The organism is Arenibacterium sp. CAU 1754 (genome assembly GCF_054482635.1).
The window spans coordinates 607,116-633,914 of sequence record NZ_JBTLRG010000001.1; the positions used below are offsets into that span (position 1 = coordinate 607,116).

Annotated in this window: 23 protein-coding genes; 11 read left to right on the forward strand and 12 right to left on the reverse strand. The window is 60.3% G+C overall.

Annotation, left to right across the window (positions count from 1 at the left end; genetic code table 11):
- The first annotated feature begins 76 nt into the window (after nt 1-76).
- Nucleotides 77-1,576 carry a CoA-acylating methylmalonate-semialdehyde dehydrogenase gene (locus ACXYMO_RS02975; protein WP_458877163.1) on the forward strand — a complete coding sequence of 500 codons (1,500 nt, stop codon included), beginning with the start codon at nt 77-79 and terminating at the stop codon, nt 1,574-1,576.
- A gap of 110 nt (nt 1,577-1,686) precedes the next feature.
- On the opposite strand, the gene ACXYMO_RS02980 is transcribed toward ACXYMO_RS02975, so the two are convergent.
- Entirely contained in the window at nt 1,687-2,358 is a 672-nt protein-coding gene (locus ACXYMO_RS02980; protein ID WP_458877164.1) for a VPLPA-CTERM sorting domain-containing protein, read from the reverse strand.
- 326 nt (nt 2,359-2,684) lie between these two features.
- On the opposite strand from ACXYMO_RS02980, the gene ACXYMO_RS02985 reads away from it, so the two are divergent.
- The 6 genes from ACXYMO_RS02985 (at nt 2,685) to ACXYMO_RS03010 (ending at nt 8,502) form a co-directional block, all read left to right on the forward strand.
- Nucleotides 2,685-3,800 carry a carboxylate-amine ligase gene (locus ACXYMO_RS02985; protein ID WP_458877165.1) on the forward strand — a complete coding sequence of 372 codons (1,116 nt, stop codon included), beginning with the start codon at nt 2,685-2,687 and terminating at the stop codon, nt 3,798-3,800.
- Nucleotides 3,801-4,176: 376 nt separating this feature from the next.
- Nucleotides 4,177-4,743, forward strand: coding sequence for a PEP-CTERM sorting domain-containing protein (locus ACXYMO_RS02990; protein ID WP_458877166.1), 567 nt, complete (start codon nt 4,177-4,179; stop codon nt 4,741-4,743).
- 164 nt (nt 4,744-4,907) lie between these two features.
- Nucleotides 4,908-6,050 carry an acyl-CoA dehydrogenase family protein gene (locus tag ACXYMO_RS02995; RefSeq protein WP_458877167.1) on the forward strand — a complete coding sequence of 381 codons (1,143 nt, stop codon included), beginning with the start codon at nt 4,908-4,910 and terminating at the stop codon, nt 6,048-6,050.
- A gap of 2 nt (nt 6,051-6,052) precedes the next feature.
- Entirely contained in the window at nt 6,053-7,099 is a 1,047-nt protein-coding gene (locus ACXYMO_RS03000) for an enoyl-CoA hydratase/isomerase family protein (RefSeq protein WP_458877168.1), read from the forward strand.
- Nucleotides 7,096-7,971 (forward strand): 3-hydroxyisobutyrate dehydrogenase, encoded by an 876-nt coding sequence (mmsB, locus tag ACXYMO_RS03005; RefSeq protein ID WP_458877170.1) that lies wholly within the window; start codon nt 7,096-7,098, stop codon nt 7,969-7,971. The genes ACXYMO_RS03000 and mmsB overlap by 4 nt, the downstream gene beginning before the upstream one ends.
- Nucleotides 7,972-8,043: 72 nt before the next feature.
- Nucleotides 8,044-8,502, forward strand: coding sequence for a hypothetical protein (locus ACXYMO_RS03010; protein ID WP_458877171.1), 459 nt, complete (start codon nt 8,044-8,046; stop codon nt 8,500-8,502).
- A 72-nt stretch (nt 8,503-8,574) separates the two neighbouring features.
- Here the strand turns inward: ACXYMO_RS03010 and uvrA are convergent, their stop codons facing one another.
- The 9 genes from uvrA to ACXYMO_RS03055 all read right to left on the reverse strand — a co-directional run bounded on the left by uvrA (nt 8,575) and on the right by ACXYMO_RS03055 (nt 22,116).
- Nucleotides 8,575-11,436 carry an excinuclease ABC subunit UvrA gene (gene uvrA, locus ACXYMO_RS03015; protein WP_458877172.1) on the reverse strand — a complete coding sequence of 954 codons (2,862 nt, stop codon included), beginning with the start codon at nt 11,434-11,436 and terminating at the stop codon, nt 8,575-8,577.
- A 78-nt stretch (nt 11,437-11,514) separates the two neighbouring features.
- Nucleotides 11,515-12,678, reverse strand: a complete 1,164-nt coding sequence (locus ACXYMO_RS03020; RefSeq protein ID WP_458877173.1) for an MFS transporter — start codon at nt 12,676-12,678, stop codon at nt 11,515-11,517.
- A complete protein-coding gene (locus ACXYMO_RS03025) occupies nt 12,679-13,215 on the reverse strand; it encodes a methyltransferase domain-containing protein (RefSeq protein ID WP_458877174.1) in 537 nt (178 codons plus the stop codon).
- Nucleotides 13,216-13,343: 128 nt separating this feature from the next.
- Nucleotides 13,344-14,738, reverse strand: a complete 1,395-nt coding sequence (gene lpdA, locus ACXYMO_RS03030) for a dihydrolipoyl dehydrogenase (protein WP_458877175.1) — start codon at nt 14,736-14,738, stop codon at nt 13,344-13,346.
- A gap of 164 nt (nt 14,739-14,902) precedes the next feature.
- Entirely contained in the window at nt 14,903-15,586 is a 684-nt protein-coding gene (locus tag ACXYMO_RS03035) for an SGNH/GDSL hydrolase family protein (protein ID WP_458877176.1), read from the reverse strand.
- Between the two features lie 12 nt (nt 15,587-15,598).
- Nucleotides 15,599-16,180: a DUF924 family protein gene (locus ACXYMO_RS03040; RefSeq protein ID WP_458877177.1), complete on the reverse strand. Its 582-nt coding sequence runs from the start codon at nt 16,178-16,180 to the stop codon at nt 15,599-15,601.
- A gap of 110 nt (nt 16,181-16,290) precedes the next feature.
- A complete protein-coding gene (locus ACXYMO_RS03045; protein WP_458877178.1) occupies nt 16,291-17,553 on the reverse strand; it encodes an MFS transporter in 1,263 nt (420 codons plus the stop codon).
- Nucleotides 17,554-17,633: 80 nt separating this feature from the next.
- Entirely contained in the window at nt 17,634-18,707 is a 1,074-nt protein-coding gene (queA, locus tag ACXYMO_RS03050; RefSeq protein ID WP_458877179.1) for a tRNA preQ1(34) S-adenosylmethionine ribosyltransferase-isomerase QueA, read from the reverse strand.
- 46 nt (nt 18,708-18,753) lie between these two features.
- Nucleotides 18,754-22,116: a hypothetical protein gene (locus ACXYMO_RS03055; protein WP_458877180.1), complete on the reverse strand. Its 3,363-nt coding sequence runs from the start codon at nt 22,114-22,116 to the stop codon at nt 18,754-18,756.
- Nucleotides 22,117-22,200: 84 nt separating this feature from the next.
- On the opposite strand from ACXYMO_RS03055, the gene ACXYMO_RS03060 reads away from it, so the two are divergent.
- The 4 genes from ACXYMO_RS03060 (at nt 22,201) to ACXYMO_RS03075 (ending at nt 25,515) form a co-directional block, all read left to right on the forward strand.
- Entirely contained in the window at nt 22,201-22,662 is a 462-nt protein-coding gene (locus ACXYMO_RS03060; RefSeq protein ID WP_458877181.1) for a peroxiredoxin, read from the forward strand.
- A gap of 2 nt (nt 22,663-22,664) precedes the next feature.
- Nucleotides 22,665-23,495, forward strand: a complete 831-nt coding sequence (locus ACXYMO_RS03065) for a ferritin-like domain-containing protein (RefSeq protein WP_458877182.1) — start codon at nt 22,665-22,667, stop codon at nt 23,493-23,495.
- Between the two features lie 192 nt (nt 23,496-23,687).
- On the forward strand, nt 23,688-25,052 hold the full coding sequence (locus tag ACXYMO_RS03070) for a DUF5930 domain-containing protein (RefSeq protein ID WP_458877183.1): 1,365 nt from the start codon (nt 23,688-23,690) through the stop codon (nt 25,050-25,052).
- Nucleotides 25,006-25,515 (forward strand): bactofilin family protein, encoded by a 510-nt coding sequence (locus tag ACXYMO_RS03075; protein WP_458877184.1) that lies wholly within the window; start codon nt 25,006-25,008, stop codon nt 25,513-25,515. Before ACXYMO_RS03070 ends, ACXYMO_RS03075 begins: the two co-directional genes overlap by 47 nt.
- 145 nt (nt 25,516-25,660) lie before the next feature.
- Here the strand turns inward: ACXYMO_RS03075 and ACXYMO_RS03080 are convergent, their stop codons facing one another.
- Complete coding sequence (locus ACXYMO_RS03080; RefSeq protein ID WP_458877185.1) at nt 25,661-26,212, reverse strand: peptidylprolyl isomerase; 552 nt, start codon at nt 26,210-26,212, stop codon at nt 25,661-25,663.
- A complete protein-coding gene (locus tag ACXYMO_RS03085) occupies nt 26,205-26,711 on the reverse strand; it encodes a peptidylprolyl isomerase (RefSeq protein WP_458877186.1) in 507 nt (168 codons plus the stop codon). Before ACXYMO_RS03085 ends, ACXYMO_RS03080 begins: the two co-directional genes overlap by 8 nt.
- Nucleotides 26,712-26,799 lie beyond the last annotated feature (88 nt).

Consider the following 26,799-nt stretch of genomic DNA (forward strand, 5'->3'; position numbering starts at 1 on the left):
TATTTGAATTGTTGCCTCTGTTCATGTGATTTTTGCAAGCCTATTCTGCGCACAGATTTTCCGGAGGAGTCTCAGAATGCAGGAATTGACACATTACATCGGCGGCGAGCACGTCAAAGGCACGTCGGGCCGTTTTGCAGACGTCATGAACCCCGCCACGGGCGAGGTTCAGGCAAAGGTACCGCTGGCCTCGTCGGCGGAGATGGACAAAGCCGTTGAAGTCGCGGCCGCTGCACAGCCGGCCTGGGCCGCGACAAACCCACAGCGCCGCGCGCGTGTTCTGATGAAATTCGTGGCGCTTTTGAACCGTGACATGGACAAACTGGCCGAGGCGCTCAGCCGCGAGCATGGCAAGACCCTGCCCGATGCCGCCGGTGATGTTCAGCGCGGTCTGGAAGTGGTTGAATACTGCATCGGCGCGCCCCATTTGCTGAAGGGCGAATATACCGACAGCGCCGGCCCCGGCATCGACATGTATTCCATGCGCCAGGCACTGGGCGTGACGGCGGGTATCACACCGTTCAACTTCCCGGCGATGATCCCGATGTGGATGTTTGCCCCGGCGATTGCCTGCGGCAACGCCTTCATCCTGAAACCGTCCGAGCGTGATCCGTCCGTGCCGCTGATGCTGGCCGAACTCATGGAAGAGGCCGGATTGCCCAAGGGCATCCTGCAGGTCGTGAATGGTGACAAGGAAGCGGTGGATGCGATCCTGCATCACGACGTGATCCAGTCGATCGGCTTTGTCGGATCGACGCCGATTGCCGAATACATCTATTCGACTGGCTGCGCCAACGGCAAGCGCGTGCAGTGTTTCGGTGGTGCCAAGAACCACATGATCATCATGCCCGACGCTGACATGGACCAGGCCGCCGATGCGTTGATCGGTGCGGGTTACGGTGCGGCAGGTGAACGCTGCATGGCGATTTCCGTGGCCGTGCCCGTGGGCGATGAAACCGCCGACCGCCTGATCGAAAAGCTGGTGCCGCGCATCGAAAAGCTGAAGGTCGGCCCATACACCGCGGGCAACGATGTGGATTACGGCCCCGTCGTCACAGCCGCTGCCAAGGCGAACATCGAACGCCTGGTGCAAACCGGTGTCGATCAGGGCGCCACGCTGGTTGTCGACGGCCGCAATTTCAATTTGCAGGGCTACGAGGACGGGTTCTTTGTCGGGCCGCACCTGTTTGACAACGTCACCAAGGACATGGACATCTACAAGCACGAGATCTTTGGCCCAGTCCTGAGCACCGTGCGCGCGCAAAGCTATGAAGAAGCCCTGAGCCTTGCGATGGACCATGAGTATGGCAACGGCACCGCGATCTTTACCCGTGACGGTGATGCGGCGCGCGATTTCGCCAGCCGGATCAACATCGGCATGGTCGGCATCAACGTGCCGATCCCCGTGCCGCTCGCCTATCACACCTTTGGCGGCTGGAAGAAGTCGATGTTCGGCGATCTCAACCAGCATGGGCCGGATGCCTTCAAATTCTATACCCGCACCAAGACCGTGACGGCCCGTTGGCCCAGCGGCATCAAGGAAGGCGGCGAGTTCAGCATTCCGGTGATGGAATAAACAGTGATGCGGGTATCCGGTTCGGGTGCCCGCCCCGACACTGAAAAGGGCGGTCCAATCGGACCGCCCTTTTTCATGTTGCGTCTGTCCGGGTCAGACCCGGAAATGGATCAGCTGCGTTTCTTGCGGCGCAGCGCCGCGAGGCCTGCCAAACCACCGACGAGAAGCAGTCCACCCGCAGGGAGCGGTACCGGGCTGATCGAGTCGTCGTAGGACACCATGATCTTCTTGATCTTGAAGTTGTCGCTCGAGTGATCTGCGCCAATGCCGAAGACATCGCTCAGAAATTTCTGACCCGCAGTCAGGATGGCGCGGCCACTGTCCTGCTTGGTGCCGTCGAAAACGCCGTCTGACGAATAGGTTGCGCTGATCGAAATATCCGAAAGCAGCGTGTCCAGACCCGTGCCGGTGTAGGTGGCCAGATCAAAGTCGTCCCCTTCGTCGTAGTAAGAGAACCAGATGGCTTCGACAGTCACTTCGCGATCGAAGGAGAACAGAAGCATTTCGTCGGGACCCGAACCGTCGACCAGGTGCGTGTCATCATTGACCGACGTTGCGCTCAGTCCCTTGAACCAGTTACCCACGGTGATCTGGTCGCCCAGCACCCCGTTGGTGTGATTGTAGCCGCTCACCGTCAGGTTGACACCTGCGGAGGAAAACGCATGAGACGATGACTGACCGTCCGATCCGGTCAGATCAAACAGATTGTAGACCGTGGATGCCTGTCCGGCGCCCGCAGTCGCCACAAAAATTGCAGATGCCGCCATCAATGACTTAAACATCATTCCGCTCCTTTACTCGGTAAATCCAAGTTAATTTGTCGCGCCCGATTGGTCGAATGCGAACGTATACCCCAATCAGCACTTTACGGATCCGCCCTGTCCGGCACAAGAGGTTAAACCGGGTTTCTGTTTTGCACTCCCCTGTTGGACAACAACAATTTCGCCGTAACGGCTATATTGTTTCCATTTCGACATCATTTCGAGGTGACATAGTTGAGCTATGGATGGGCGGGAATGAGACAAAGGGCAAAGCGCATATTGGACGCTTTCCTGTGCAAAGCATTCCGGATTAGTCTGCCAGCAGCAAAACGATCCGGGAGGCAACCATGCAGTCAGAGTTCACGCTGGGCATCGAAGAAGAATATCTGCTGGTGGATCGCGATAGTCTGGAACTGGCCGAGGCGCCCCCTGCCCTGATGGAGGCGTGCCAGAACGATCTGCAGGATCAGGTCAGCCCGGAATTCCTGCAATGCCAGATCGAGGTCGGAACACGTGTCTGCAGATCCATCGCCGAGGCGCGGGATGATCTCAGGCGGTTGCGGTCGGTCGTGGCACAGCACGCGGCGACCCACAATCTGTCTCCGATCGCGGTTTCCTGCCATCCTTTCGCGGATTGGAAAGACCAGCATCACACTGAAAAAGAAAGGTATTCCGATCTCAGCAAGGCGCTTGGCGGGGTGGCGCGCCGAATGCTGATCTGCGGAATGCACGTGCATGTCGGGATCGAGGATCCGGCCCTGCGGATCGACCTGATGCCGCAACTGTCCTACTTCCTGCCGCACCTTCTGGCGCTGTCCTCCTCCTCCCCGTTCTGGCAGGGCGACGATACCGGGCTGGCGTCCTATCGCCTGACGGTGTTCGACAACCTGCCCCGCACCGGTTTGCCGCCGAAATTCGAAGGCTGGGCCGAATATGAACGCACCACCGACACGCTGATCAAACTGGGTGTGATCGAGGATACCACCAAGATTTGGTGGGATTTGCGCCCGTCCCACAATTTCCCGACGCTGGAAACACGCATCATGGATGTCTCCCCGCGTCTGGAAGATGCGCTGACGATGGCGGCGCTGGTCCAGGCGCTGATCCGCATGTTGTGCCGTTTGCGCGACAATAACCTGCGCTGGCGGGTATATGACCGTTTCCTGATCGCCGAGAACCGGTGGCGCGCACAGCGCTATGGGGTCAGCGAAGGGCTGATCGATTTTGGAGACCGGTCGATAAAACCCTTCGAGACACTGGTCGAAGAGTTGATCGACATGCTGGCCGAAGACAGCGTCGTGCTGGGAACGACACGTGAAATCGAGGCGTTGCGCGACATGGTCCGGGTGGGCACCAGCGCATCCCGTCAACGCGATGTGCACGCGTCGGCACGGGCCGGCGGGCAGCCGCCCGGCCCCGCGGTTGTCCGCCATCTGATCGACGAATTTCACGCAGATCTCTAACCTCATCCAAGGCCCGTTTCCGGGGCTCGATTCGCCCCGAAATCCGTCAAGGTGACGCTAATGCGATTCGGTTTCGAAGCGGGTTTTCGCCACATTTTGGTGGCCGGTTCATGGAAACAATCGGGTAATCGGTGATCGTTTGGCTTGATTCTCGGCACAAATTTCCCGCCAGCGAAAAGTCGCGCAAAACGAGCGCAACCTGAAATTGCATAACTTGACGGGGCGCAACAAAGGTTTTGCGCGAACAGGCGAAAAATGGCAAAAATTGGTCTTAATACCCGTAGTGTATCCAGACCCCAATTTTAGGTTTGGCCCTGCATCACAAAGTCTGCAGAGACCATCTGTGTTTAAAATGACCAGTGTTAGGAGATACCGAATGTTAATAAGGAAATTGAAAGGGCTGATTGCAGTCGCGGCAATCGCTGCTCTGACTTCAATTGGCGCGACATCCGCAGAAGCGACGACAATTAAGGTCGAAACGATTTATCTGAGTTCCGGCAATGACTGCTCGGGCCTGTTTGGCAAGCCGTTCGACACCTGCGTTGACCCGGACGGATCGCCCGTTCTGGCCAAGACCAACGGGTCCGGAGATGTCATCGAAATCAATAGCAGCTTTACGAACATCACAGCTGACATGTTCAAAGTCACATTTGATGACGCCTCGATGAGTTCGGGCACGTGGTCGTACGATCCCTGCGGCACCTGCAAGGTCGTTACCAGCTGGGTGGCAAAGGCCGGTAACGGCTTCCTTTGGTTCCACACGGATCCGAAGACAGCCGTTTACTCCGGTGACTGGTACACGCCCGATGGAAAGGGCCTGTCGCACCTGACGTTCTATGACACGGCTGTTGCGCCTGTTCCGGTTCCGGCGAGCCTGCCCCTGCTTTTGGGCGCACTCGGCGCCGGTGCGTTCCTGCGCCGCTCGAAGAAAAAGCGCGCATAAACGCAGCGACCAATCAACAGAATGCAAAGGCGTCCCGCTTGGGGCGCCTTTTTTCTGTCCGCCCTGCCCTGTGACGATGTCCAAACTGGGGCTTGCCAGCGTGGGATGATTTCGGCCATAAATAAACAACCGTTCAATTAACCTGCGCCAAGGGGGATCGCCGCATGGATTTTGCGTTGACCGAGGAACAAACCGCCATTTTCGACATGGCCCATGATTTCGGGCAGGAAAACATCGCCCCCTATGCCCGCAAATGGGAGGCCGAAGGCACCATCCCAAAAACCCTCTGGCCCGAAATCGGCGCCCTGGGATTTGGCGGATTGTACGTGTCCGAAGACGGCGGCGGTTCCGGACTGTCCCGGCTGGACGCCACGCTTGTCTTCGAAGCGCTAAGCATGGCCTGCCCTTCGGTGGCGGCCTTTCTGTCGATCCACAACATGTGCGCCAAGATGATCGACACCTTTGGCGCAGACGAATTGAAGTCGCGGATCATGCCCGACGTTCTCGCGATGAACACAGTGCTGTCCTATTGCCTGACGGAACCGGGGTCCGGTTCGGACGCAGCGGCGCTCAAGACCCGCGCAGAACGGACCAATGAAGGCTATACCCTGAACGGCACCAAGGCGTTCATTTCGGGCGGCGGATATTCCGATGCCTATGTCTGTATGGTGCGTACAGGCGAGGATGGCGCCAAGGGTATCTCGACCGTTTATGTCGAGGACGGCACCAACGGGCTGAGCTTTGGCGGGCTTGAGGACAAGATGGGCTGGCGCAGTCAGCCCACGGCGCAGGTTCAGTTCGACGATTGCAAAATCCCTGCCAACAACCTCGTCGGGGTTGAGGGCGAAGGGTTCAAATACGCCATGATGGGTCTGGACGGTGGGCGTCTGAACATCGCCGCCTGTTCGCTTGGTGCGGCGCAAACGGCGTTGAACATGACGCTGGGCTATATGGGAGAACGCAAGGCTTTCGGCAAAAGCATCGATCAGTTCCAGGGCCTGCAATTCCGCTTGGCGGATATGGAGATCGAACTGCAGGCGGCGCGCACCTTCCTGCGTCAGGCAGCGTGGAAACTGGACACCGGCGCGCCCGATGCCACCAAGTTCTGCGCCATGGCCAAGAAATTCGTGACCGAGGCTGGCTCCAAGGTGGTCGACCAGTGCCTGCAATTGCACGGAGGATACGGCTATCTGGCCGATTACGGGATCGAAAAGCTGGTTCGCGATCTGCGGGTACACCAGATTCTGGAAGGCACCAACGAGATCATGCGCGTGATCGTCGCGCGCCAGATGCTGGCCGCGCGCTGATCATGGGCGATATCGATATCCGCATCCGGGGGTATGCCGGGCGCATCACCCTGACCCGCCCTGCGGCACTCAATGCGATGACCTACGACATGTGCATGGCGATCGACGCCGCGCTGAAGGCGTGGCGCAATGATGACGCGGTTGCGCTGGTCGTGATCGATGCCGCAGGCGACAAGGCGTTTTGCGCAGGCGGTGATATTGCTGAGCTTTATGCCACAGGCACGGCCGGAAACTATGATTATGGCCGCAAATTCTGGCACGATGAATATCGCCTGAACGCGATGATGGCGGAATATCCAAAACCCATCGTCAGCCTTCTTCAGGGGTTCACGATGGGCGGCGGGGTTGGCATCGGCTGCCACGGGTCACACCGGATTGTCGGGGAAACGTCGCGCATTGCGATGCCGGAATGCGGCATCGGGCTGGTCCCGGATGTGGGGGGCAGTTATCTTTTGGCCCGCGCGCCCGGTCACCTTGGTGAATACCTTGGCACCACGGCCGCGCGCATGGCGGCAGACGATGCAATTTATGCCGGTTTCGCAGATGTTTACGTGCCGCAGTCAAAGTGGAATGATCTGGTAGCGACCCTCGAAACGTCGGGCGATATCGCCGCGATCGAGGCGGCGTCCGAGGACGCGCCCGAAGGAACGCTACGCGCCCTGCAGGATGTGATCGACGCGCATTTTTCGGTCACTGATCTGCGGGAGGTCCTGACCTCGCTTGAAGCCGAAGGGAGCGATTTCGCGCAGGATACGCTCAAGGCGATGCGCCGCAATTCGCCCCTGTCGATGTCCTGCGCCATTGAAACCATCGCCCGTCTGCGCAAGGCTGGGCCGGACATGCGTCGCGCGCTGGAGCTGGAATACCGGTTCACATGGCGCGCGATGGAGCACGGCGATTTCCTGGAAGGGATCCGCGCCGCTATCATCGACAAGGACCGCGCGCCCAAATGGCAATATGCCGATGGGCAGGTTCCGCAGGACGCGATTGCATCCATGCTGGCGCCGTTGCGCGAAAACGAGCTGACATTCGAGGGGGAACAGCCATGAAAATCGGATTTATCGGACTGGGCAACATGGGCGCGCCGATGGCCGCCAACCTGGCCACCGCCGGGCACGACGTGACAGGCTTTGACATGAGCGAGGTCACGGTGAACGGGGTCACCATGTCCGACAGCGCCGCCGCCGCCGCCCGCGATGCCGATGTGGTCATCACGATGCTGCCCAACGGCCAGATCCTGCGCCAGGTCGCGGCGGAAATCATCCCGGCGATGAGCCAGGGCGCGGCCCTTGTCGATTGCTCGACCGTCGATGTGGACAGCGCCCGCACCGTCGCCGACCAGGCCAAAGCCGCTGGATTGCTGCCCGTCGATGCCCCCGTTTCGGGAGGCGTGGGCGGCGCATCCGCAGGGACGCTGACCTTCATGGCTGGCGGGTCCGAAGCGGCTTTTGCCAAGGCCGCACCGCTGTTTGACATCATGGGCCAGAAGGCCGTGCACTGTGGCGGATCAGGTGCCGGTCAATCGGCCAAGATTTGCAACAACATGATCCTGGGCGTGACCATGATCGCCACCTGCGAGGCCTTTGCACTGGCCGACAAGCTGGGACTGGACCGCCAGAAGATGTTTGACGTCGTCAGCACCTCCTCGGGAAGCAGTTGGAGCATGAATACCTATTGTCCGGCCCCCGGCGTCGGCCCGCAAAGCCCGGCGGACAATGACTATAAACCCGGTTTTGCCGCCGATCTGATGCTGAAGGACCTGCGCCTGTCCCAACAGGCGGCTGAAAGCGCGGATGCCGACACGCCGATGGGCGCGCTGGCGCAGGCGCTTTATGGGCAGTTCGTGGAACAGGAAGGCGGGTCCGGCATGGATTTCAGCGCGATGTTGCCGAGGTTTGAGAAACGCGGCCACGAAAAGTGACGCAGGTCTGGTGTCAGTCGCCAAGCGTGCCCATGTTGGAAACAACAAAAAGCAGCAAGCAAGGCGACTGACATGATCGCAGTAAAATTGATTGTCCCCGCTCTGACTGCCGTTGCGCTGATCGTACCCGGTGTCGGTTTGGCCAAGGACAAACCGAACAAAGGTGGCAAACCCGCCGTTGTGGCGCAAATGCAAAAGCACGGCAAAGGCGGCAAACCGTCGAAGCCCGGCCGGGGTGCAGGACCCGGAAACGCCATCAGCCCCCCTGGCCTTGCGGCGCCCTGCCCGCCGGGACTGGCCAAAAAGAACCCGCCCTGCATTCCGCCAGGACAGGTGAAGAACCGGGCGCGCCACCGCTATACCGTCGGGCAAAACATTCTGAATGACTATGTGATCATCCGAAACCCGATGCTGTACGGGCTGGATCGCTATGCGCTCTATTATCTTGTCGGGAACGAGATTTACCTGATGGACCGCGACACACGCAAAATCTTGGCCTTTGTCGGGTTGGCATCGGTGCTTTTGCAGTAACGGCATTTGTGGTGATGACAAAATGAAAACCCGGCCAACGGTGGCCGGGTTTTTCTTTTCTGGCACAGGTCTTTATTCGGCGGCGACCTGACGCCCATTCAGCATATCCTTGAGGTACCGTCCCGTGTGGCTTTCCCCGACTTCGGCCACCTCTTCCGGGGTGCCCACGGCCACGATCCGTCCGCCGCCATCACCGCCCTCGGGGCCGATGTCGATGATATGGTCGGCGGTTTTGATCACGTCGAGGTTATGTTCGATCACCACGACCGAATTGCCCTGATCGACCAGTTCGTGCAGCACCTCAAGCAGCTTGCGTACGTCTTCGAAATGGAGGCCCGTTGTGGGTTCGTCCAGGATATATAGCGTGCGGCCCGTGGCCCGTTTGCTGAGTTCCTTTGACAGTTTCACGCGCTGCGCCTCGCCCCCCGACAGGGTCGTGGCCTGTTGGCCCACCTTGATATAGCCAAGACCGACACGCGCCAGTGCATCCATCTTGTCCCGGATGCTGGGCACGGCCTTGAAAAACTCCTGTGCGTCCTCGACCGTCATGTCCAGAACATCAGCGATGGATTTGCCTTTGAACTTGATCTCAAGGGTTTCGCGGTTGTAGCGCGCGCCTTTACAGGTTTCGCAGGTCACGTAAACGTCGGGCAGGAAATGCATCTCGATCTTGATGACACCATCGCCCTGGCAGGCCTCGCACCGGCCACCCTTGACGTTGAAACTGAACCGGCCCGGCTTGTACCCGCGCGCCTTGGCCTCGGGCAGACCGGCGAACCAGTCGCGGATCGGGGTGAAGGCGCCGGTATAGGTCGCCGGGTTGGACCGCGGCGTGCGACCGATGGGGCGCTGGTCGATGTCGATCACCTTGTCGAGGAATTCGAGCCCCTTGATCGTTTCGCATGGGGCTGGCGTCTGGCGCGCGCCGTTCAGGCGCATCGAGGCGGTCTTGAACAGGGTCTCGATGGTCAGGGTGGATTTCCCGCCGCCCGAGACACCTGTCACGCAGACGAATTTGCCCAGCGGGAATTCGGCGGTGACGTCCTTGAGATTGTTGCCGGTGGCTTTGACCACGGTGACGGATTTGTTCTTTTTGCCCGCACGCCGTTCGGTCGGAACGGTGATTTCGCGGGTACCGGACAGGTATTGCCCGGTGACCGAGGCCGCATCGCCCGCGACCTGTTCGGGCGTGCCGTGGCTGACCACCTGACCACCGTGCACACCGGCGCCAGGGCCAATGTCGAACACGTAATCCGCCTCGCGGATGGCCTCTTCGTCATGTTCGACGACGATGACCGTATTGCCCTGATCGCGCAGGTTTTTCAGCGTTTGCAGCAGGCGCCCGTTGTCGCGCTGGTGCAGCCCGATGGACGGCTCGTCCAGCACATAAAGCACCCCGGTCAGGCCCGAGCCGATCTGGCTGGCCAATCGGATGCGTTGGCTTTCGCCCCCCGACAAGGTGCCGCTTGAGCGTGACAGGGTCAGGTATTCAAGCCCGACGTTGTTCAGGAACCCCAGCCGTTCGCGGATTTCCTTGATGATCGCACGGGCGATTTCGTTTTTCTGTTTGCTCAGGTGGTCCGGTACGCTTTCGCACCAATCGAATGCCTCGCGGATGGACATCTGCACCACCTGCCCCACGTGCAGGCCCGCGATCTTGACAGCAAGCGCCTCGGGGCGCAGACGAAAACCGCTGCATGTGCCGCAGGGGCGGTTGTTCTGATAGCGTTCGAATTCTTCACGGATCCAGTTGCTGTCGGTTTCGCGATAGCGGCGTTCCATGTTTGGAATCACGCCCTCGAACACGCGCGAGACCTGATAGACCCGGCCGCCTTCGTCATAGCGAAAGGCGATTTCCTCATCGCCGGATCCATAGAGGAACACCTGTTGCACCTTGGCGGGCAGATCTTTCCACTTGGTGTTTTTGTCGAACTGGTAATGTTTGGCGATCGCCTCGATCGTCTGCAGGAAATAGGGCGACTTGCCCTTGCGCCACGGCGCCAGCGCCCCGTCATAGATTTTGAGATCCGCATCCGGCACGACCAGCCGTTCGTCAAAGAACAGCTCCATCCCCAACCCGTCGCATTTCGGGCAGGCCCCGAAGGGCGCGTTGAACGAAAACAGGCGCGGTTCGATTTCCGGGATAGTGAACCCGCTAACCGGACAGGCGAAATTTTCGGAAAAGGTCAGACGCTCGGGATCACCCTCTTTCGGAGCGGTTTCCAGGATGGCGATGCCATCTGCCAGGTCCAGAGCGGTGCGCAGGCTGTCGGCCAGACGGGTTTCCAGCCCCTCGCGCACAACGATCCGGTCCACGACGACATCAATGTCATGGCGGAATTTCTTGTCGAGCGTGGGCGGTTCGTCAAGTTCATAGAATTCACCATCCACCTTGACCCGCTGGAACCCCTGCTTGCGCAGATCCAGAAATTCCTTGCGGTATTCGCCCTTGCGGTCACGCACAATCGGGGCCAGCAGATAGGCGCGTGTGCCCTCTTCCATCGCCGTGATCCGGTCGACCATGTCCTGCACCTGTTGCGCCTCGATCGGTTTGCCGGTGGCCGGGCTGTATGGGGTGCCGGCACGCGCAAACAGCAGACGCATGTAATCATAGATTTCGGTCACGGTGCCCACGGTCGAACGCGGGTTTTTCGACGTGGTTTTCTGTTCGATGGAAATGGCCGGGGACAGACCGCTGATGTGATCCACGTCGGGCTTTTCCATCATGTCCAGAAACTGGCGGGCATAGGCGCTCAGGGATTCAACATACCGGCGCTGCCCTTCGGCATAGATCGTGTCGAAGGCCAGCGAAGATTTCCCCGACCCGGAGAGGCCGGTGATCACCACCAGCTGGTCGCGCGGAATATCCACGTCGATGTTTTTCAGGTTATGTTCGCGCGCGCCGCGCACTTCGATGTTCTTAAGCTCGGCCATGGTGCCCCCGTTAACGGTTTAGACATAGTGGAGCGAGGGCGAGTCTCCAATAGAAAAATGCGAACGTTTAGGGAACATTCAGGGTGCGACGTGGCTACGCCGGCGCGCCATGATCAAATGCACGCAAAAGCCGCAGGAAAAGAGCAGCGCCGCAAACAGCAGAAAGCCGCCGATCCCGCCCTGCCCGACCGCTGCCGCCAGCATCGGTGTGCCGGACGTGGTGCCGACATTGCCCATCTGTGCCAAGGCGCCATTGGCCTGTGCCTGCCCCTGCGGTGTGGCGTTCAGCTGGGGAATGGCGGCAAAGCTGGAGCCCTGAACCAGCCCCATGGCCAGCGCCAGCGCGATGTAGGGCGCGGGATGTTGGGGCAGTGCCCACAGGGTGACGGCGGCCAGCAAACAACAGAGAAACCCGGCCTGAACGACGGCGATCGCAGGCAGGCGGCGCAGGAACCAAACGCCAAGCGTCATGGAACTGGCAATCCCCGCCAGCGGCATCGCCCCCACCACCGCGTCACGCGCCGCATCCGGCAGGAACTGAGGCATGATCGTCAAAATGGCCACAAAGGAGGCCGCATAACAGAACCACCCCAGCGCAGGCGCGCTCAGCCAGGGGGAGCGATAGATGCGGATGTGGTCCTGCACCACGTCCGGCAGATTCAACCGCCCCTGTCCGGGCCCGACGACATCGCGGGGCAGCAAAAAGGCGATCAGGATCGCCATTGCCGCCATGTATCCGCCATGCGCCGCGAACAGTGCGCCGACCCCGCTGGCCCGCACCAAAGGCAGCCCCAGCCAGACCAGCAGCGCAAAGGCGACTCCGAAAAACGTCGACCACAGCGACAGGGTCAGCCCGCGATGGCGCGGCAGGCTGAGTTGCGCGATCAGCGTGGGGGCCGCCACGACAATGGCCAGATGCGAGGCCCCCTCGATGGCCCGGCTGAACAGGAACAGCGGCAGCGCCGGCAATGTTGCCTGATAGGCCGACAACAACGCCCCCAAAAGCAAGGCCGCGATCAGGGCCCGGCGCGCTCCGACCCGCGCCACGATCAGCCCGGCGGTGACACCGAACAGGATGCCGACAAAGCCCACCAGGGACACGGCAAAGCCAAGGACGGGACCGGCGGCGCCATAGATACCGGACAGGTCGTCAAACGTCACCGCCACCTTGCCGAATTGCGCCGCAGCCCCCAGCCCTGCGGCCCAGAGACCGATCACCGTGCCAAAGGCCGTGCGCTCCATTCAGGTTCTCCGCGCCAGCGCCCAGGCGCAGATCGGCATGTCGGGGTCGTCGTCCAACGGATCCTTGTCCGGGTCATAGGTGGGGGGCCATTTTTCTTCCATGTTGCGCAGGGCGGCGTTTCGGTTGCCCCATTGATGGGCTTCAATCGCATCCTCTTCGAACCCGCATTCGATCAGCAGGTTTTTCAGCCCCCGTGCGGACCAGCGCGAACAATCCATCGGCGCTGCGTGGAAGGGAACGAAGAACGGCACCGCAAGCCAGAAATGCCCGCCCTTTTTCAGCATACGGCGCACGTTGCGCGTGGCCTGATAGGGGCGGTCCAGATGCTCCCAGACCTGATTGGCCAGGATCAGGTCAAATTTCCGGACCTTGCCGTTTTCGGCCTCGAACGGTCCGGTACAAATATCAAACTCGGGGTACAAAAACCTCTGATAGCTTTGAAAGGGAAATTGCTGGCCCCATTTGCCCGAGATTTCGGCAACGCTCAGAGCCTCTGGCTTCAGCGCGCGGATCATCCGGCGGCTGGATTTCTGCATTACGACCCTGTTGAGACTGACCATTAATCGCGCTGCCCGTTGACCCCTGACACACCTCTACCGCCGGGACGGGCAAAGAAAAAGGCCGCAGGAACCTGCGGCCTCATTTCTTCTTTGCGACCCCGGCATCACATGTGGATCACACGATCAAAGGCATCCAGAACGCTTTCGTGCATCATTTCGCTGAGTGTTGGATGCGGGAAGACGGTGTTCATCAGGTCTTCTTCGGTGGTTTCCAACTGACGGCCGACGACATAGCCCTGGATCAGTTCGGTGACTTCGGCGCCGACCATATGCGCGCCCAGCAGTTCGCCGGTTTTGGCATCAAAGACGGTTTTGATCATCCCCTCGGGTTCGCCCAGGGCGATGGCCTTGCCGTTGCCGATGAACGGAAAGCGGCCCACCTTGATGTCATATCCCAGGTCCTTGGCCTTGGCCTCGGTATATCCGACGCTGGCAACCTGCGGCTGGCAATAGGTGCACCCGGCGATGGATTCAGGGCGGACCGGATGCGGGTGGCCCCCGGCGATCAGTTCGGCCACCATGACGCCTTCGTGGCTGGCCTTGTGGGCCAGCCAGGGCGCGCCGGCGATATCGCCGATGGCAAAGAGGCCGTCGACGCCGGTGCGGCAGTACTCATCGACCACGACATGCGTGCGGTCCAGTTTCACGCCCAAAGCTTCAAGGCCGAGGTTTTCCACATTGCCGACAATGCCAACGGCGGAAATCACCGTATCGAAATCGTGGGTTTCGGTTTTCCCGCCCGTTTCAATATGGGCGGTGACCTTGCCCTTGGCGCGGTCCAGTCTCTTGACCGTCGCCTTTTCCATGATCGTCATGCCCTGTTTCACGAACTGCTTTTTCGCAAATCCGCTGATCTCGGCGTCTTCCACCGGCAGGATGCGGTCCATCACCTCGACGACCGTGGTCTTGGCGCCCAGCGTGTTATAGAAACTGGCGAATTCGATACCGATGGCCCCCGATCCGATGACCAGCAGTTTCTTGGGCATGCGGGGCGGGTTCAGCGCGTGTTTGTAGGTCCAGACCAGATCGCCATCCGCCTCAAGCCCCGGCAATTCGCGCGCCCGTGCGCCGGTGGCAAGGACGATGTTCTTCGCCGTCAATACCTCGGTGCCCTTGTCGGTCTTGACGGTGACCTTGCCCTTGGCAGGCAGGGTCGCCTCGCCCATGACGGTGGTGATCTTGTTCTTTTTCATCAGGTGGCTGATCCCGCCCGACAGTTGCCCGGCCACGGCCCGGGACCGTTTGACGACGGCATCCAGATCATAGCCGATGTTGTCGGCCTTGAGCCCGAAATCCTTGGCCCGCTCCATCAGGTGGAATACTTCGGAGGATCGCAAGAGCGCCTTGGTCGGGATGCAGCCCCAATTCAGACAGATGCCACCCATGTGTTCGCGTTCGACAATGGCCACCTTCTGGCCCAGCTGCGCGGCCCGAATGGCCGCCACATATCCGCCGGGACCGGCCCCAACAACGATCAGATCGAAGGACTTTGACGCCATTGAATTTCTCCTGAATCGAATTTTGTTTAGCGTTAAACTATTTTTTCACACAGGGCTAGTCACGCCTGTTGTCGCACATGAGTTTGATCGCTTTGTTCCCGCCCCGCAATATCGAATGGTTGGCAGTAAACGCGGCTTGAGTCTGTATTCAACGCCGGCCCGACCTACTGGCTTGCCAGAATGGCGCGAGCGACATGCGTGCCAATCAGGCGCGATCCCTTGCGCGAGGGGTGCACGCGATCGACGAACCAGTGTCGTTGATCGCTTGGATCCATCACATCCTCGGCCGAGGTATAGAACACGCGCGGCGAAGTGGCCGCCAAACGCGCCAGACGGGCGTTCAGCACATCGATTTCATCACCACAGTCCGAAAACACGTTTGGCAGTTCATTCGCGTCATAATAGCCCAACAACATGACGCGGCGACCGGCCTTTGCCATCGGTTTGACAAGGGCGGGAATATCACCGCCCTGACCGCTGGCCGAGATCAGACTGTCCAGATTGTCCACGCAGCGCGCGCACCCACATTCACTGAGCAGGTCGTTTGCGCCTCCGTTCACGATGACCCAGTCCCACGGGCCAGAGACATATTGGGCACGGACATCATAGCCTTCCTCTGCGGCGCCGGGGCTGGAATGGGTAAACCGGGCGCCCGGAACGGACAAGTTGGCCGTGGCAAGGCCGGTTTCGGACTGTATCACATCTGCGACCGATGCACCCCGCCCCGAATGCCAGGCCAAGACGCTGTCACCGATGACAACGATCTGGGTGTCGGGTGAAACAGTGTCAGTACGTGTGCAATTGCTCAGCGCCAGAAGCAGCAGTGCGCCTGGAAAGATCAGGCGCAACGCCGCAGCGCCCTAGCCAGCGGCTCGTTTGAATTCGCGCACGGTCTGGCCATAGCCGCCGTCCGAGACATAGTCGCTTTCCGTTGCGGTCGAGGCACGGTCCAGCGCCTCGTTGCGATAGGGGAACCGACCGAATTTGCGGATCACTTCGCGATGCGCGCGCGCATGCAGCAGGTTCACCGCACCGGTTTCGGGCATGCGTTCGTGCATCAGGCGCACACAGCGGTCCTGATCGCACAGGTTTTCCGAATGCATCAGTGGCAGGTAAAAGAACTGCCGCGCCGGTTCGTCGATCTTGAGATCCCAGCATTTATCGATCGCCGCCTTGGACGCGGCCAGGGCCGGACGGTCGGTGGCAAATGCCTGTTTCGATCCGCGGAACATATTGCGCGGAAACTGGTCTGTCAGGATGATATAGGCGAGGACCCCGCTGGGATACGTCAGCCAGAGTGAGAACCGGCCCTCGCGGGCATCTTCCCATGCGGTCTTGAATTTTTTGGTAATCCTGGCATCCAAAGCATCATCCTGAAGATACCATCCATCTTCACCGACTTCGTCCAACCAGAAACTCAATACGTCATCCGGGCCAATCATGGGTTGTCTCTCCGCATTTCACCACCCCCAAGGCACTTTCGAAGTGTTACATATGTTTAACACAATGTTAACAGTAACAAATTGCAACAGCCGCGACATATTGGGTGAGCTTATGCGGCATTTTGATCATCCAATTCCGCCTCGATGGTTGCTTCTTGTGCAAATTCGACCGCGACAGAGGTCGCCGTCGGGTACATGGGCGCCATCGCACTGGTGTCTTCGACCGGAATCGAGGCGCGCTGAGTCGTGCGGTAGGTGGCATAGAGCACCAGCGCGAACAGTAACGCTCCCATCAGCAGAAAATAGCCCGACGGCCCAAAGATCTCATCGCCCATCAGCCAGCCGGTGATAACGGGGCCAGCGATGGCCCCCAACCCGTTGATGAACACCAGACCGCCTGATGCGGCGGGCATATCTTCGTGGTTGAGATAATCCATGGTGTGCGCGATCAGAAGGGAATAGAGCGGATTGGTCGTCCCGCCGATAATGAAAGCCGCCGCAAGGAGGAGGGTGAAATTGCCGCCCAGCATCATCCCGACAACCGAGGCCATGCCGCCAAATGCGGCAACCACAAGGATCAGCAAACGACGGTCCATTCGGTCCGACAACCACCCCAGCGGGAATTGCAGCAACATGGCGCCGACATAAAACGCGCCAACAAAGGTCGAAATCTGAACAAGCGTCAAGCCGGCCTTTGCGCCGTAAACCGCGCTCATCCCGAACTGTGCGGAAAACACCCCGCCCAGCAGGAACATGCCGACACAGCCCAGCGGTGAGGTGGTCATGATCTGTTTCAGCGACATCGGTTGCGTGGATTCAAAGGCCGGTGTCGGGCTGACAGCCAGAAGGATCGGCGCGAAAGAGATCGAAATCAGGACCGATGCGATGACAAAGGTTTCATAGCCCGACGGGTCCCCGACCAGCAGCAGTGCTTGCGCCACGACGATACCGACCATTTGCACGATCATGTAAAGCGACAGGGCCTTGCCCCGGTTCTGGTTGTCGGCGGCATTGTTGAGCCAGCTTTCCGCCGTCACATACACGCCCGAGAAACAGAAACCAATCATCGCGCGACCCAAGATCCAGAATGTCGGATTTGCAAAGGCGGGATAGAGGATCATCATCGCCGAAATGAATGAGGCCAGCGCCGCAAAGACCCTGACATGGCCGACCCGGCGGATCATTTCCGGCGCCAAGCGCGACCCGCCCAGGAAACCCACGAAATAGGCCGACATGACAAAGGACATGTCGAGCGTGGAAAAACCCTCGATGGCGCCGCGCACACCCAGCAGCGTCCCCTGCAGGCCGTTGCCGATCATCAGCAGCCCCATCCCGAGAAGGAGCGCCCATGCACTTGATATGACCTGAAGCATTGCGTGGCCCTCCCTGGGCGATGCGGGTCTGGCCGGTATCGCGGGCGCTTCGCCCCCGGTCCCTTTTGTCTACGACACGGTCAGGTCGCTTTTGTCACTCCGGCTCCGTCCGGGAACAGGAGCGACGCGTCACCGTAAGAAAAAAACCGATACCGCTGCGCGACCGCGTGGGCATAGATGGCCTTCATCCTGTCGAAGCCCACAAAGGCCGAAACCAGCATCAGCAAGGTCGATTTGGGCAGGTGAAAATTTGTCATCAAGGCATCGGTGACATGAAATTCAAAGCCCGGATAGATGAAAATATCCGTCTTCCCGCGCCATGGCGCGATTTCACCATCCCGTGCCGCACTTTCGATCAGGCGCAATGCGGTGGTTCCCACCGGGATCACCCGGCCGCCCGCCGCCCGTGTCGCGGCAATTTCGGCGGCGGCGGTTTCGCTGACATGGCCCCATTCGGCATGCATCTTGTGCGTGGTCACGTCATCGACCTTGACCGGCAGAAAGGTCCCTGCCCCGACATGCAGCGTCACATAGGTGAATTCGACCCCCATCGCGCGCAACCGATCCAGCAAGGGCGGATCGAAATGCAGCGAGGCCGTCGGGGCGGCAACGGCCCCGGGTTCACGGGCAAAAACGGTTTGATAATCGGTCTTGTCCTGTTCATCTGCGGGACGCCGCGCTGCGATATAGGGCGGCAGCGGCATGTTTCCGACGCGGGCCAGCGCGGCGTCGAAATCATCGCCTGACAGATTGAAATGCAAAACGCCCTGCCCATCGCGAACACCGGTCAGGGTCGCGCGCAGGTCGGCATCGAACACGATATCCTCGCCCGGCTTGACCTTTTTCAGCGGTTTGATCAGCGCGGTCCAGTTTCCGCCCGTGTCCGGCTCAAGGAGCGTTACTTCGATCCTGGCAACGGTGTTCCCCTGTGCACTGGTGCGGTGGCGCACGCCGTTCAGACGCGCCGGGATGACGGCCGTATCGTTCAGAACCAGCCTGTCTCCGGGACGCAGCCAGTTGGGCAGGTCGCTGACATGCGCATCGGTCAGCCCGTCCGGCTCCCCCACAAGCAGGCGCGCGGAAGACCGCGGAACGGCGGGGCGTTCTGCGATCAGGTCCTCGGGCAGGTCGAAATCAAAATCGGATAGTTTCATGGCGCGCGCTATAGGCCGTGGCGCAAGGATTGACCATTGGTGAAATTCATCGCCCGCCCACGCCATCATCATCATATGGGTTCGGAGCGCTGCGGGTGGGTCCCCGACTGGGCGTTTCACCCTCCACGGCGGGCGGCGGCGCGCGGAACACCTCGCGCAGCAGACCCGGGGCAAGCGCCGAGAGGGGATTGACGCTGACCGACGGGTCCTGCGCCGTGCCCCTCAGCTTGTAACTGAACCCCAACAACCCCTCGCCCTTGCGGGTGAGGATACTACCGATACTGTTGAGCAGATACACCGGCGAAATCACGCCCTGCATATTGAGCCGCCCGGATTGCACGTCGTAGAGACCATCCATGGACAGGCCGATCGACGGACCGACCGCGCTGGAGGACAAAAGCGTCAGGCGCGAAGGGCCAAGACGGAACTTGGCATCGACCTCGGTGAACTGGATTCCCTGGCCCGACATTTCGTCCAACAGGCCGATGACACTGATCGAATTGAGCAGGGCCGCAATCGCCGGCGCATCCTTGACCCGTGTGTTGGTGACGCGCAGCACGCCGTTGAACTGACCGATCTCTTGCGCGGGGACAAGGGTCAGGTTGAAATCCCCGCCCCGCCCCTGTTTCAAAACTCCGGCGGATCGGAACACGCCGCCCGCATCGTTGGCCTTGACCCGTACGGCATAGCGGCCGGCCGCCTGCGGGATCAGCTCGCCCGTGACAGCTGTCTGGCCATTAACCTTGCCGGTGAAATTTCCGTCGAGCCCCCCGGCAGTCTGAAAGGCGCCGTTGAATCCGGTCAGCGCGATCGTGTCGGTAATCTGAAGCCGGTCGAGCGCGATCTGCATCGTTCCAGAGGTCGCCGCCCCGGCGCCGCCACCGCCATCGCCGAAATCCGCACGCCGCATATCCAGCGACCCGCCCAGAATGCGCAGCTCGGGGGGCGCATTCCCCCGCCCGACCATTTCGACCTGTGCGTTCAGCCAGTCGCCCATCCGCACCGAACTGAACAGCGCCCGCTCCAACCCGCCGCTGGGCCGATTCAGCACAGCGCCCGTGGCCGACAGCCCGGCCCCCTGCAAGACAAGATTGTTGATGCGCGCAACCTGGCCCAAGGTGCCCGAGATCTGCAACAACCCTTTGGCGCGGGCGGATTTCGTCCAGCCGATCTGCGGCAGACGCAGGGTCAGGCCACGCAAATCCGACGTGAGGCCCAGAACCGGTGGCGCGCCGGGCGACAGATCAAGCCGGAAACGACCGCTGCCTGATCCCGACACAGTCCCACGCGGCAGACCGATGCCAAAAGTATCGACCAGCTTTTGCGACAGGGTGATCGTGCCCTCGACCCGGCTGTCCTTGGGCACACCTTTTCCGATCGGCTGTCTCCAGACGACATCGGCAGGGATGCCGTCGATTTCACCCTGTCCGGAAACCGCGATGCGGGTTTGATCACCGGTAATGCGCAATGCCTGCGCCGTCAGCACATGGTCGGGAACAAGCGCGACGCTTGAAACATCCCGCGCGGTGCCATCGAAATGGAATTCAAGCTCGTCATAGTCGATCTTGGGTTTCAGCGGCAGGGACAGGGTGCCGGTTATCCGGGCGTTGCCCAAAGCGACGTCCGCCCCGAAAGGCGTGTCCTTGAAAACGGAAAGCGGCGGCCGGTCGAGCAGCGACATGAAAGATGTCACAGATCCCGCCCCGGTCAGCCGAACGACGGCCGGCGCCTCCTGACGGATTCCGATATCTGGGATGATGAAAGACGTTCCCGCGATATCAATTGGCCCGCCGCTGTCGGCAATGACCTGACCCGAGGTGGCGGAGACCACAAAGCGCGATCGCGTAAGTGACGCCTGCCCTGTCGCATTGGTGATTGGTGGTAAGGTCTTGAGATATTTTATTTCAGCATTCTGAAAATCGAAATCGGCAACTATGCCCGGCTTGGCGCCCGGTTTCAGCCGTACGGCCACGTTCAGATCGCGCAGCAATCCGCCCCGGAGATTGGCGGCGACCCATTTTCGCGGATTGGTCGCCGCGCGTTCCGGCCAGAGTTTAAGCAGGCGGTCCGGCGTGAGATGATCCATCTCGCCGTCCATCGCGATAACCCAGCCCTCCGGTCCCGCGTCCAGACCGCCGGACAGGCGCACAAGGCTGCCTTGGGTGGTCAGGTTCATCTGGCCCAACTTCAGGCTGAACGGGTCCAGCCTGAGCCGGAAGTCAGCAGCGGCCTTTTCGATTTTGAGGGGGTCCGTATAGAGATCATCGGGGTTCAGCGTGATGTCGGAAAAGTTGAACTGACCGGTCAGTTCAGTCAGTCGCCCGGTTTCGACACCGCCCAGATAGGCCCGGCCTTCGGCCAATCCCGAACCCCAGGCGCTGGAGACGGACAACTCATCAAAGACCAGCATGCTTTGCGCCGGATCATAGGTGAAATAGCTGCGCGCACCGTCGAACGGGATCGGGCGGGCCTGATCGTTAGGCTGCAACACCCCGGCCCCGATCTGAAGCGTGGCCGACAAGGGCCCAAGCGCGCCGCTGTCATCGACGCTGCCGCGCAACGCGCCTGAAATCGGGGCGCGCAACACTTCAAGCCAGGTCAGCGCAACGCTTTGCGCAGCAATGTCCGGCGCGGCAATGTCCTGTATCGAAATGCCGAATTCGGCCCTGGTTTCACCAATGCGACTGGCATAATTGGCCTCGATCAGGCTGGCATAACTGCCTCCGCTCAGAAGGGAAAAGTTACTCGTCAACTGCAATTGATCGCGGGCGCGCAGCAACTGGATCCGCCCGCCATCCAGGGTCCAGGCGCGGTTCTGGCGCATGTCCTCGAACCGCAGGTTGAGCGAGTCGATATCGATGTCGGTCAGCGCCGAGAACTGTGGCGAGGTCAGAATTTGATCCGAGCGTTCGATCAGTTGCGGAAGGTTGGCTGCGCTGTTGAAGGGCGATGCGTTATCGCCAAACAAAAGCGACAGGTTGCCCTCGGCGTCGCGCCGCAGGGTTGCAAAGGCACCCGACAGCGAAATGCGTTTGGGTTGCACCTGCCCCTTCAGCAGCGGGCGCATGGCCAGGCTGGCCTCGATATTGGACAACTCCACCAGCGGATGACCGTCCAGCTGCAACAATGAGACACCGCGCAGACGCACCCGTGGGCGCCAGCCCTTGCGCAGAACGAATTGCACATCTGCGAAATCGATCCGGAAATCGCCAAGCTCGCGTTCGATCCGCGTTTCGATACGATCACGAAGCCAGTCCGGGGCGCGGATCGTCTGGCCGATCAGGAAATAGATCGTCCCGGCCACACCGCAGATCAACACCGCCAGCGTGAAAACGGTCGCGCGACGCCACCGGCCACGCCGGCGGGGCGGTCGTTCCTGTTCCGGTTCGATTACGGGATCAACACCCATTCGGTTGTGCCTGCGCGCCTTTATTGTTGCCGATGTCGGTCTATTATGAAACTCACTTCCGATGAAAAGCCATGGAGCCGATTAATGCCTGAAGTCAACGATGTCGCCCCCGATTTCACCCTGCCCCGCGACGGTGGCGGGTCTGTCACCCTGTCCGATCTGCGCGGCGGTGCCGTGGTTCTGTTTTTCTATCCTCGGGATGATACGCCGGGTTGCACCAAGGAATCCATCGGCTTTTCCACGGATTTGCAGGCGTTTGCCGATGCCGGGGCGCAGGTGTTCGGCCTGTCCAAAGACAGCGTCGATAGCCATGACAGATTCGTTGCCAAGCATGACCTGACAACGCCGCTTTTGTCGGATGAAAACGGCACCACATGCGAAGACTATGGCGTGTGGAAGGAAAAGAATATGTACGGCAAGAAATTCATGGGGATCGAGCGCAGCACATTCCTGATCGACGCCGAAGGCAAGATCGCAAAGGTGTGGCGCAAGGTCAAAGTCCCCGGCCACGTGGAAGAGGTTCTCGAGGCGGTGCGCGCCCTGTGACCATGACCCTCGCTGAAATGGCGGTTGAGGTTCTGACCACCGCCGACGGACGCGCCAAGACGGCCCTGTCGCACCGACATGCCGCGGCGTGGTTTGCCGCGCGGGCGGGTGACGGGCCGGTGATCGAGGTTGGCACGGCCAGACCGCCGATGCACCCGGCCCGTCCCGACACGCCCGAATTGCTATCGCCTCGCGACGTGCCGCGCCGCCGTCCCGGCTCACCCGCCGGGCGCATCGCGTTGCTGCATGCAGTGGCGCATATCGAACTGAACGCCGTCGATCTGCATTGGGATATCATTGCGCGGTTCTCGCATGTCCCGATGCCGATCGGGTTTTTCGATGACTGGGTAAAAGCCGCCGATGATGAATCGCGCCATTTCAACCTGATGTGCGACTGCCTTGAGGACCTGGGCAGCCACTACGGCGCCCTGCCCGCCCACGCCGGCATGTGGCGCGCTGCCGAAGATACGGCCGAGGATCTGATGGGCCGCCTTGCCGTTGTGCCCATGGTGCTTGAGGCGCGCGGTCTGGACGTCACGCCGGGGATGATCGAGCTGTTTCGCAAGGCTGGCGTCGATCACGCGGTCAGTGCATTGGAAACAATCTATTCCGAAGAAGTGGCGCATGTGGCTTATGGATCGAAATGGTTTCATTTCCTGTGTGGGCGCGAAAATGCCGATCCCAAAGAGGTGTTTCACGACCTTGTCCGGCGCTATTTCCACAGCACACTGAAACCACCTTTCAATGAGGAAAAACGCGCCGAAGCCGGACTCCCCCCTGACTTCTACTGGCCGCTGACAGAAGATGACCCTCGGGAAAGCGCCCAAAACTGACCGTTGATTGCCATGTGCAGTTTATCGCGGCAACGCTTTGAAGATCGGCGGTTTTACGCCAATTTGCGACGTTTCGTCTTCGGGCCCTTCGTGCGGGTTGCCCAAATAATGTGCTGTCGTTATTCAGTGACCCCAAGGCGTCGGAAACTTGGGGACTGAGCGCCGAAATTGGGATGGGACAAGGAACAGCGCGTGCGGACACGTCTGGCAATCAAGACTCATGCAATTCTGGAAAAACTTTTTCCTGAACGCCGGTTATTTCTGAAGTCCGAAACGGACACCCGGTTTATCCGGTTGCGATCGGAAACGCAGTTGCTCGCCTCTTTGGGCATTGCGGCTGTCGTTGCCTGGGCAATCGTGGCCACGGCCGTCATCCTGATGGACAACATCGGTGCCGGTAATTTCCGCGAACAGGCGATCCGGGACCAGCGTAATTATCAGGACCGTCTGAACGCCCTGTCGTCCGAACGGGATGCCCGCGCGCAGGAAGCGTTGGCCGCACAGGAACGATTCAATGCCGCGCTGACGCAGGTGTCGGTCATGCAATCGGAATTGCTGGCCTCGGAAACCCGCCGCAACGAGCTTGAGACCGGAATCGGCGTGATTCAGACAACGCTGCGCAAGACAATGAAAGAGCGCGAGGCAATTCGCGTCGCGCTGGCCGATATGGAAAAGGCGCAGGACGAAAGCGGCGATGCAACCGCACTAGCCGCCGCCAACCCCGCGCCGCTGAGCTTTATGGCCGAGGCGCTGGAACAGACCGCACAGGAACGCGATCAGATCCTGGCCGAGGCACAATATGCGCTGGACCAGCGCGCCGACATGGAACTGGAACTGAAGCTGCTGCAGGAAAAGAACGACCACATTTTCCGCCAGTTGGAAGAGGCAATGACGATTTCGGTAGAACCGCTGGATGCGATGTTCCGCAGTGCGGGCATGCCCACGGACAAATTGCTGGATGAAATCCGTCGCGGATACAGCGGTCAGGGCGGCCCGTTGATGCCGCTGTCGTTCACCACGCGCGGCGAAGAACCGTCGCCTGACGAGTTGCGTGCCAACAAGCTGCTGACGCAGATGGACATGCTGAACATGTACCGCATTGCCGCCGAAAAGGCGCCCTTTGCAAGCCCCGTGCGCGCCGCCGTGCGGTATACAAGCGGGTTTGGATACCGCCGCGACCCCAAGACAGGCGGCCGACGAATGCACAACGGCTCCGACTTTGCGGGCGCGCATGGTACCAACATTCACGCCACCGCGGACGGTGTCGTCATTCATGCGGGATGGCAATCGGGCTTTGGCAAGCTTGTCAAAATCCGTCACGATTTCGGTATCGAAACGCTGTACGCGCATAATTCACGCTTAAACGTGAAGGTCGGTCAAAGGGTCTCGCGTGGGGATCACATTGCTGATATGGGTAGCACCGGACGGTCGACCGGCACCCACCTTCACTACGAAGTACGAGTGAACGGAACACCCGTTAACCCCATGATCTACATCAAGGCTGCGAACAATGTTTTCAAAGAGCAAAATAAACGAGCCCGGCTCCAAGAGCGCTGACGAGGCAAAGCCGGTCGCTTCCCCGACGTCGGCACCGCCGGCGCCGGCACAGGGCGACTTCAAGGCGAGCACGCCCAAGCCGAAACCGCCGGCGTCGACCCTGTCGAACGATCTGCACATCACGGGCAATATCAAGACCAGCGGTGACATTCAGGTCGAAGGCACCGTCGAAGGCGACATTCGCGCGCATCTGCTGACCATCGGCGAAACCGCCACCATCAAAGGCGAAGTGGTTGCCGACGACGTCGTCGTGAATGGCCGCATCGTGGGCCGTGTGCGCGGTTTGAAAGTGCGTCTGACATCGACCGCGCGGGTCGAGGGTGACATCATCCACAAGACCATCGCGATCGAAAGCGGTGCGCATTTCGAAGGATCGGTGCAGCGTCAGGACGACCCGCTGAGCCCCGGAGGCGCCGGAAAGGCGACAGCCAATCCCGCCGCGGCCAAGACACCGGCGTCCTGAACCAGGACCAAAATTTAATTTGAACGGGCGCCCGGGATTTTCTGCGGCGCCCGTTTTCTGTTTCGGGCCTCTTCCCTCGAGAAGGGCCAAGAAAAAAGCCCCGGCGCAGGACCGGGGCTTTGTAATGTCTCAGAGGCTGTTGTCCTCACTCGGTGACAGTGACCTTTTTCATCACATCCGGCTGGCCGATCACGGAACCATTAGCCCCTTTGCCGCGCTTGATCGCATCGACGACATCCATTCCGTCGGTCACACGGCCGATAACCGTGTACTGGCCGTTCAGGAAATGCCCGGCATCGAACATGATAAAGAACTGGCTATTGGCGCTGTTCGGGTTCTGGCTGCGCGCCATGCCGACGACGCCACGATCAAACGGAACGGCCGAAAATTCGGCGTTCACGTTGGGACGTTCGGATTTGCCCATCCCGGCGCGGCGCATGTCATCACCCAACTTCCCGAACTGAACGTCGCCGGTCTGGGCCATGAAGCCATCGATCACACGGTGAAAAACCACGCCGTCATAGGCCCCTTCGGCCGCAAGCGCGGCGATCTGGGCGGCGTGGTTGGGGGCGACATCCTCAAGCAGGTCGATGGTGATGGTGCCGTTGGCACCCTCGCCTTCGACCTCGATCTGAAGACCCGTGGCCAGGGCGGGGCTGGCAACGGCAATCAGCGCAGCCGCGATCAGGTTACGCATCTGCGGCCACCTTGACGCTGACCATCCGGTCGGGGTCCGCGGGTGGCTCGCCCTTGGTGATGGCGTCCACATGCTCCATCCCCGAAATCACCCGGCCATAGACGGTATACTGGCCATTCAGGAAATGGTTGTCCTTGAAGTTGATGAAGAACTGGGAATTCGCGCTGTCGGGATTGGCCGAACGGGCCGCGCCCAGTGTACCGCGATCATGGGGCAGTTTCGAAAACTCGGCCGGAACGTTGGGCAGGTCCGAACCGCCCGTGCCCGCCATGCGGATGTTGAACCCGTCTTCCATATCGCCATGCTGCACATCGCCGGTCTGAGCCATGAACCCATCGATCACGCGGTGAAAGCAGACGTTGTCATAGGCACCCGAGCGGGCCAGTTCCTTCATCCGCTCGACATGCTTTGGGGCCACATCGGGCAGCAGTTCGATCACGACGGTGCCGTCCTTGAGCTCCATCAGGATCGTGTTTTCCGGGTCTTTGATGTCGGCCATGGGGCCCTCCTGTTATATTGGTTTGGCAAATACCTAAGGCCGAAGGGCGTGAATGCCAAGTGAGGCATTGACGCCTTGCGGCCAAATG